This window comes from Deinococcus phoenicis (genome assembly GCF_000599865.1).
Taxonomy (GTDB): Bacteria; Deinococcota; Deinococci; order Deinococcales; family Deinococcaceae; genus Deinococcus; species Deinococcus phoenicis.
In genome coordinates this window covers 1-7,508 of the sequence record NZ_JHAC01000028.1, presented here as the reverse complement: position 1 = coordinate 7,508, position 7,508 = coordinate 1, and the positions used below count along the sequence as shown (strand labels likewise).

Annotated in this window: 9 protein-coding genes; 7 read left to right on the top strand and 2 right to left on the bottom strand. The window is 69.1% G+C overall.

Going from position 1 to position 7,508, the window contains the following annotated elements; all coding sequences use genetic code 11:
* Positions 1–173: 173 nt before the first annotated feature.
* A complete protein-coding gene (gene pgm, locus DEIPH_RS09220; RefSeq protein ID WP_034357188.1) occupies positions 174–1,832 on the bottom strand; it encodes a phosphoglucomutase (alpha-D-glucose-1,6-bisphosphate-dependent) in 1,659 nt (552 codons plus the stop codon).
* Positions 1,833–2,467: 635 nt separating this feature from the next.
* On the opposite strand from pgm, the gene DEIPH_RS09215 reads away from it, so the two are divergent.
* The 3 genes from DEIPH_RS09215 (at position 2,468) to wrbA (ending at position 4,775) form a co-directional block, all read left to right on the top strand.
* Positions 2,468–2,881 carry a universal stress protein gene (locus tag DEIPH_RS09215; RefSeq protein ID WP_034357186.1) on the top strand — a complete coding sequence of 138 codons (414 nt, stop codon included), beginning with the start codon at positions 2,468–2,470 and terminating at the stop codon, positions 2,879–2,881.
* Between the two features lie 65 nt (positions 2,882–2,946).
* Positions 2,947–3,957 carry a class II fructose-bisphosphatase gene (glpX, locus tag DEIPH_RS09210; RefSeq protein ID WP_034357184.1) on the top strand — a complete coding sequence of 337 codons (1,011 nt, stop codon included), beginning with the start codon at positions 2,947–2,949 and terminating at the stop codon, positions 3,955–3,957.
* Between the two features lie 209 nt (positions 3,958–4,166).
* Positions 4,167–4,775, top strand: a complete 609-nt coding sequence (gene wrbA / locus DEIPH_RS09205; RefSeq protein WP_034357181.1) for an NAD(P)H:quinone oxidoreductase — start codon at positions 4,167–4,169, stop codon at positions 4,773–4,775.
* Positions 4,776–4,838: 63 nt separating this feature from the next.
* Here wrbA and DEIPH_RS09200 read toward each other — a convergent pair whose 3' ends face one another.
* Positions 4,839–5,588 carry a metallophosphoesterase family protein gene (locus DEIPH_RS09200; protein WP_034357180.1) on the bottom strand — a complete coding sequence of 250 codons (750 nt, stop codon included), beginning with the start codon at positions 5,586–5,588 and terminating at the stop codon, positions 4,839–4,841.
* Between the two features lie 46 nt (positions 5,589–5,634).
* On the opposite strand from DEIPH_RS09200, the gene dcd reads away from it, so the two are divergent.
* The 4 genes from dcd (at position 5,635) to DEIPH_RS09180 (ending at position 7,451) form a co-directional block, all read left to right on the top strand.
* Complete coding sequence (dcd, locus tag DEIPH_RS09195) at positions 5,635–6,198, top strand: dCTP deaminase (RefSeq protein WP_034357191.1); 564 nt, start codon at positions 5,635–5,637, stop codon at positions 6,196–6,198.
* On the top strand, positions 6,195–6,698 hold the full coding sequence (locus DEIPH_RS09190; protein WP_034357177.1) for a GNAT family N-acetyltransferase: 504 nt from the start codon (positions 6,195–6,197) through the stop codon (positions 6,696–6,698). Before dcd ends, DEIPH_RS09190 begins: the two co-directional genes overlap by 4 nt.
* A gap of 79 nt (positions 6,699–6,777) precedes the next feature.
* A complete protein-coding gene (locus DEIPH_RS09185) occupies positions 6,778–6,999 on the top strand; it encodes a hypothetical protein (protein WP_034357175.1) in 222 nt (73 codons plus the stop codon).
* A 71-nt stretch (positions 7,000–7,070) separates the two neighbouring features.
* Positions 7,071–7,451, top strand: coding sequence for a DoxX family protein (locus tag DEIPH_RS09180; protein ID WP_034357172.1), 381 nt, complete (start codon positions 7,071–7,073; stop codon positions 7,449–7,451).
* The last annotated feature ends 57 nt before the right edge of the window (positions 7,452–7,508 follow it).

The window sequence follows — 7,508 nt, the reverse complement described above, 5'->3', positions numbered from 1 at the left end:
ATCGAGCCACACGTGCAGGGCTTCGAGGAGTTCCTCGGAGGCGAGGGCGGCGGCGGGCACGTGCGGATCGCCCGCCGCGAGAAACTGGGCGACGTGCCCCCGCGGATCGGCGGCAAACCAGTCGAACTCCACGCCGGTGATCTCCTCACGGGTGATGACGGTGTGGTCCTGCATCATGCTGCCCCTCCGGCCTGGAAGGCCGCGTCCACGACCTCGCGGGCCTCGGCCATCACCTCGCGCAGATGGTCCGCACCTTTGAAGCTCTCGGCATAGATCTTGTACACGTCCTCGGTGCCGCTGGGCCGCGCGGCGAACCAGGCGTGGTCGGTGGTGACCTTCAGGCCGCCGATGGGTTCGCCGTTGCCGGGCGCGCGGGTGAGTTTGGCGGTGATCGGGTCGCCCGCCAGGGTGGAGGCCGTGACCTGCTCGGGGCTGAGGTTCGCCAGCACCTTCTTCTGGGCCGCGTTGGCGGGCGCGTCCTGGCGGTCGTAGGCGGTTTCCCCGTACTTCTCGGTCAGGACTTTGAAGCGCTGCGAGGGCGTCTGCCCGGTCTTCGCGGTGATCTCGGCGGCCAGCAGACCGGGAATGAGGCCGTCCTTGTCGGTGCTCCAGGCGCCCCCGTCCCGGCGCAGGAAGCTGGCCCCCGCCGACTCCTCGCCGCCGAAGCCCAGAGAGCCGGACAGCAGGCCTCCCACGAAGTACTTGAAGCCCACCGGCACCTCGAAGAGCCGCCGCCCCAGGCCCGCCGTCACGCGGTCGATCAGGGCGCTGCTGACCACCGTCTTGCCCACGCCCGCGTCCGCGCTCCAGCCGGGGCGGTTCTGAAAGAGGTAGTCGATCATCACGGCCAGGTAATGGTTGGGATTCATCAGGCCGTCCGCCGTCACGATGCCGTGGCGGTCGGCGTCGGGGTCGTTGCCGATGGCGACGTCGAAGTCGCCCTTGAGGCGCAGCAGGCCCGCCATCGCGTAGGGACTGGAGCAGTCCATGCGGATCTTGCCGTCCCGGTCCACGGACATAAAGGCGAAGCTGGGGTCCACGCGGTCGTTCACGATGCTGAGGTTCAGGCCGTGCGCCGCCTGGATGGCCTCCCAGACGGGCAGGCTGGCCCCCCCGAGGGGATCGACACCGATGCGGACGCCGCTCTGGCGGATGGCGTCCAGGTCGATCACCTGATCCAGCTCGGAGACATACGGCGTGATGAAGTCGAAGGGGTCGAGGGCGGCCAGCGCATCGTCCAGGGAAACCCGCCGCACGTCCTTGAGGCCGCCTTCCAGCAGCGCGTTCGCCCGGTTCTGCACGGCCTTCGTGATGTCGGTGTCGGCGGGGCCGCCACTGGGGGGGTTGTACTTGAAGCCGCCGTCCTGCGGGGGGTTGTGGCTGGGCGTGATGACGATGCCGTCCGCCACGTCGCCCCCACCCCCTGAGCGCTGCCCGGCTCGGTTGTGGTTGAGGATCGCGTGGCTGATCAGCGGCGTGGGCGTGAAGGAGCCTGGCTGCGCGCGCACCCGCACGCCGTTCGCCACCAGCACCTGAAGCGCCGTGATCCAGGCGGGTTCGCTCAGCGCGTGGGTGTCCAGGCCCATGTACAGCGGCCCCGCGATGCCTGCCGCCGCGCGGTGCTCAGCCACCGCCTGCGCCACAGCGAGGATGTGCGCCTCGTTGAAGGAGCCGTCCAGGGACGTTCCCCGGTGCCCGCTGGTGCCGAACGCCACGCGCTGCGCAGGGTCGTTCACGTCCGGGCGCTTCTCGTAGTAGTACGCGACCAGGCGGGGAATGTTCGTCAGAAGGGACGGCGGTGCCATGTGCCCGGCCAGAGGACTCAGCGTCATAGGGGCAGTGTAAGCAGCGGGGGCCGGAAAGCAGAACCGCTCTGCTGTTCAGGCCCCGCTCATCCGGTCCACGTGACCGGCCACCCGGACAGCCCCGCCCCGGGCTGCTACCTTCGCCCCATGCGCGAGTTCCTGAACGACTGGTGGCGGCTGCTGAAGCTGATTGTCGGCACGCTGGCGATTCCGGTGCTGGTGTGGCTGCTGCTGGTCTGGACAGGTGTGCTGCGGTAAGGGCCAGGCCGGATGCGCCGGACGGGGGCTGTCCCTGACGCTCGCCGTTCTGGCCCCTGGCCCACGCATAAGCCGTCCTGCCAACTGTGCCGTTCAAGAGAGCGTTCTCTCTAGCTCCGCCTGTGCAGAGCAAACCAGTCCTGATGATCTTGGACCGGGTCCCAGAATCTGGCGGAGGCCGACAACAAAAATGACGCACCGCTGGGCCTCTTGTCCGGTTACTGGCGAATGAACCGCGAGCACTTGTTTAATCGGGTGCTGTCTTTTAAGCGGCTGGCTCTCTTAGAATCGGGGAGGCTCTCCGGGAACCGGAATGGTCCCTTGCAGCAGCCCCGAACGGCTGGACGGCGCTCCCGGCCGCCGAGCCACCTCCCACAGCAGCCCTTCTCCGAAGGAGACTCCCCATGACCCTGCGTATCCTGGTCCCCATCGAATCGCTCGACGACACCCATCCGGCGCTGGAGACGGCCCGCCGGTTCTTTCCGGGGGCAGAGCTGCACCTCCTGCACGTGGTGATTCCCGGAGAAATCCTGCTGCGGGGCGAAGCGTTCCCGGACCGGGTCGTGGAGGGCGAGTCGGTGGCCCAGGTGGACCCGGCCGCAGAGGCCCGCCTGAAGACGCTGGGCGGCGGTGAACTGATCCAGATGGGCGACCCCGCGACCGAGATCCTGCACCGGGCCAGAAGTGGAGACTTCGGGCTGATCGTGATGGCGACCAGCGGGAAGCGTGGGTTACAGCGTCTGCTGGTCGGTTCCGTCGCCCAGCGGGTCATCCGTGAGTCGCCCATCCCGGTCCTGAGCGTGCGCCAGCAGCACTGATCCCCCGGCCCACCGGAACGGTTTCCCGGCCCCGTTTGTCCCGCCCAGCGTGGTACGGTGCCCGCATGACGGGCAAAGGCAAGGAGCCGGGGACGACAGCCAGAACGGACCATTTCGAGCACGCGCTGGTGCTGGAAACGGCGCGCGTCACCGAGGGGGCCGCACTCGCCGCGAGCCGCTGGGTGGGCATGGGCGACAAGAACGCGGTGGACGGCGCGGGCACCGAGGCCATGCGCGAACTGCTGAACACGCTGGACATCCGGGGCACGGTGGTCATCGGCGAGGGCGAGATGGACGAGGCCCCCATGCTGTATATCGGCGAGCAGCTGGGGCAGGGGCAGTACGAGGTGGATATCGCCGTGGACCCGGTGGAGGGCACGGTGGTGACCGCCAAGGGCCTGCCCAACGGTCTGGCCGTGATTGCCCTCTCGGAGCGCGGGGGCCTGATGCACGCGCCCGACTGTTATATGGAAAAGCTGGTCGTGCCGCCCCCGGCAGCGGGCCGGGTCCATCTGGAATGGCCGGTGGAGGCGAACCTGGCCGCCCTGGCGCAGAGCCTGGAGCGGGGCGTGGAAGACCTGCTGGTCACCATCCTCGACCGGGAGCGGCACGAGGGGCTGATCCGCCGGGTGCGCGGGGCGGGCGCGCGCGTGAAGCTGATCGGGGACGGGGACGTGGTGGCGAGCCTGGCGGTGGGTGTGCGCGGTACGGGCGTCCACGCGCTGATGGGGTCGGGCGGCGCGCCGGAAGGGGTGCTGTCGGCGGCGGCCATGAAGTGCCTGGGCGCGGAGATCCAGGGCCGCTTCATCGCCGAGGACGACGCGATGCGCGAACGCTTCCGCGCCATGGGCGTGGACGAGAACCGGGTGTACAAGACCGACGAACTCGCCTCCGGCAGCCAGATCGTCTTCAGCGCGACCGGCATCACCTACGGCGAGCTGCTGAACGGCGTGCGGCGCTTCGGTGGCGGGGCCAGGACCCACACCCTGGTGATGGGCTATTCCAGCCGGGTGGTGCGCTTCATCGATACCGTTCACCTGGAAAAAGAGGGCGCGCGCGTCACCATCCGGGTCTGAACACCCCAGCAAGGTGAACTCCGCACCGAGGAGGAGGGTGGGCGGCGAGCTGTCTGCCCTGGTTCCCCGCTCATTCAGGCCCGTAGCGTGACTGGAGGGGGCAACCGGGTCCGGCGACGCGAGGCACTGTGAACCGTGTGTGAAGGTCCGGCGGTTCCTCAAAAACGTTTGATGTTGAATAAATTGGCCGCAGGGCGTACCATCGGGGCATGACGAACTCTTCCCCGGTCAAACTTGCTGTCGTCTACTACTCCACCTACGGCACCAACCACCAGATGGCGCAGGTGGCCGCCGAGGCAGCGCGTGAAGCCGGGGCGGAAGTGCGGCTGCTGAAGGTCAAGGAAACCGCGCCCCAGGCCGTGATCGATACCCAGGACGCCTGGAAGGCCCAGCAGGAGCGCACCGCCGATATCCCGGAAGCCACCCCCGCCGACATGGAATGGGCCGACGCCTACCTCTTCAGCAGCCCGACCCGCTTCGGCGGCGCGGCCAGCCAGATGCGCGCCTTTATCGACACGCTGGGCGGCGTGTGGGGCAGCGGCAAGCTCGCAAACAAGACCTTCAGCGCCATGACCAGCGCGCAGAACCCGCACGGCGGCCAGGAGACGACCCTTCAGACGCTCTACATCACGGCGATGCACTGGGGCAGCATCATCGTGGCGCCCGGTTACACCAATCCGGCGATCTTCGCGGCGGGCGGCAACCCTTACGGCGCGAGCGTGACCGCGAACGGTGAGCCGCTCAGCGAGACCGACCGGGCCAACATCCGCCATCAGGTGCAGCGGCTGCTGGAGATCACGCAGAAGCTGAAGAACTGAGGCAGGCCGCAGGAACGCGCCCAGAGGAGATCGGGGGCGCGTTCCGTTCTACCCAGAGCCGCCCTACCCGCCCCGACTGTCGAAGGTGCCCGAGCGCAGCAACTCGCCCTCGCCCGGTCCAAAAGGCGAATGGGCTTCCGACCAGCGCACGGCGGCCCCGATGTCATAGGGCACGGCGCGGAAGTCCACGGTCCACCCCTGCGGCCCGCGCGTCAGCAGCGTCCAGCGGGCGCGGGGGTCGCCGTCCACCTGGTCGCTGACCGCACCCGCATTCACCACCAGCGTGTCGCCCACCCGGGTGGCACCGGGGCGGTGGGTGTGGCCGCACAGGACGACCTCGGCCCCCAGGGGCTGCACCAGCGCGCACAGTTCGCGGGGGTCGCGGGCGCGGTAAAAGCCCCCGCCCGCGCCACCCGATTCCCAGACCCACAGCAGGCTGTCCCAGGCACTCTCGGGCGTGCCGTGGCAGGCAAAGAGCGCCCCGTCCAGCGCCCGCGCGGTGAGGGGGAGGGCGGCCAGACGGGCCAGTGCCTGCGGGGGCACCTGCGCTTCCAGCCAGGCGCCGTAAGCGAGGGTGAGGGCCGAACGCCGCCCGCCCGGCCACAGCTTCTCCTCGTTGTTGCCGCGCACTTCCAGGGCACCCGCCTGCGCCAGACTCCGTTGCAGGGCCGCTGCCCGCGCCGGGTCCGCCGACCCCTCGACCTGATCGCCCAGATTCACGGTCAGATCGGGAGCGGCCGCCTGCACGTCGTCCAGCACCGCCTCCAGCGCGAAGGCGTTGCCATGCACGTCACTGATCACTGCCACCCTCATGCGGGCCAGCCTACCGCCCCGCGTCCTGCCCGCTACCATGCGGGCCATGAGCATCCTCCCGGACTGGCGTATCCGTGAACTCGCCCAAGCTGGCATGATCGATCCCTTCGAGGACCGCCTGATCCGCACCGCCGAGAACCGGCACGTCATCAGCTACGGCCTGAGCAGCTTCGGCTACGACCTGCGCTGCGCCGACGAATGGAAGGTCTTTACCAACGCCCACGGCAATACCATCGTGGACCCCAAGGCCTTTGACGAGCGGGCCTTTATCGATATCCAGGCCCCGGAGATCATCATTCCGCCCAACAGTTTCATTCTGGCGCGCAGCGTGGAATACCTGCGGATTCCGGAAAACGTGATGGTGGTGGCCCTGGGCAAAAGCACGTATGCCCGGGTGGGCATCGTCGCCAACGTGACGCCGCTGGAACCGGGCTGGGAAGGCCACGTCACGCTGGAGTTCTCCAACACGACGCCCCTGCCCGCCAAGATGTACGCCTTCGAGGGCTGCGTCCAGCTCCTCTTTTTTGAAGGCGAGCGGCCCGAAGTCACGTACAGCGACCGGCAGGGCAAGTATCAGGGGCAAAAAGGGGTCACCCTGCCCCGCCTGTGATCCGCCGCCGGGAGCCGGAGGACCTGCCCGCCTGCGTGACCGCCCTGCGGCAGGTGTACGCCGCCGACGGCTACCCCTCGCGCTGGCCGGACGACCCGGCAGCCTGGCTGACCCCGACGGGCGAGCAGGCCGCCTGGGTCACCGTGGCCGGAACCGGCGAGGTCTGGGGGCACGGCCTGCTGCGCCGGGGGGGCCAGGACGCCCTCCCCTGGATGCAGGCGGAACAGCTGCGGCCGGACGAGGTGGCCTACGTGGGCCGCCTGTTCGTGGCCCCGGCGGGACGCGGCAGCGGGGCAGGCGCGGCGCTGCTGGCGGCCGCCCTGGCCTTTGCACGCGCAGAGGGCTGGCGTGTGGCGCTGGAAGTTGTGGCGGAGGCTGGGGCCGCCCTCCGCCTGTACGAGCGGGAGGGCTGGCGGCGGGTAGCGACTGCACCTGCCGGGTGGCGGAATGGGCGGGGCGAGCATCCGACCATGCACGTCTATCTCGCACCGCCCGCCTGACTTCACGGCCTCTTCATTTCTGAATCTGGCTTCAGCGTCCGCTCGCGTGGACGGGTACAGAGCCTGTCAGGCTCAGGCCATGCCGGACAAAGACGACAAGAACAAGGGCCACACCAGCCTCCCCGACGAGTTCGACCGCAACGAGAAGGAAGTCCACGACATCGAGGACGGGCACAAGCCTTCCTTCAAGGGCGTCAACGACCGCGAGGCGAAGGCCGCCCGCAACACCGAACACGACGACCGCAAGGAAGAACGGGACGTGGAGGAAGCCCGCAGCGTTCCCGCCACCAATCAAGGCTGAGCAAGCAGGTCACTTCCGGGAAGGGTCGGGCAAGCGGTCCGGCCCTTTCTGCTGCCGCAGAGGGAGAACATATGCCAGAACTCCAGAAGCCCACGCCGGGCGTGCTGCTGCTCGCGGCCCTCTTCACCGGGGCGGGCATCCTGCACTTCGTGAAGCCGGAGACATTCGACCGCATCGTGCCGCCGGGGCTGCCGTTGCCCGCCCGCACAGCCACCCTGCTGAGCGGCGCGGCGGAAATCGCGGACGGGCTGGGGCTGCTGCATCCGGCCCCCCGGCCCGCCGCACGCTGGGGCCTGCTGGCCCTGCTGGTCGCGGTCTTCCCAGCCAATGTCTACATGACCCAGCACCCGGAACGCTTCCGGCCCCTGCCTGCCTGGGGCCTGTGGGCCAGGCTGCCCCTGCAACCGCTGCTGATGCTGCTGGTCTGGCGGGCGGGCCGAAACCGCGACTAGGGCGGGGCGCAGAAAGGTTGCCGGAGGCGTAAGGTGGGGTATGAGGCCGTACTCCCA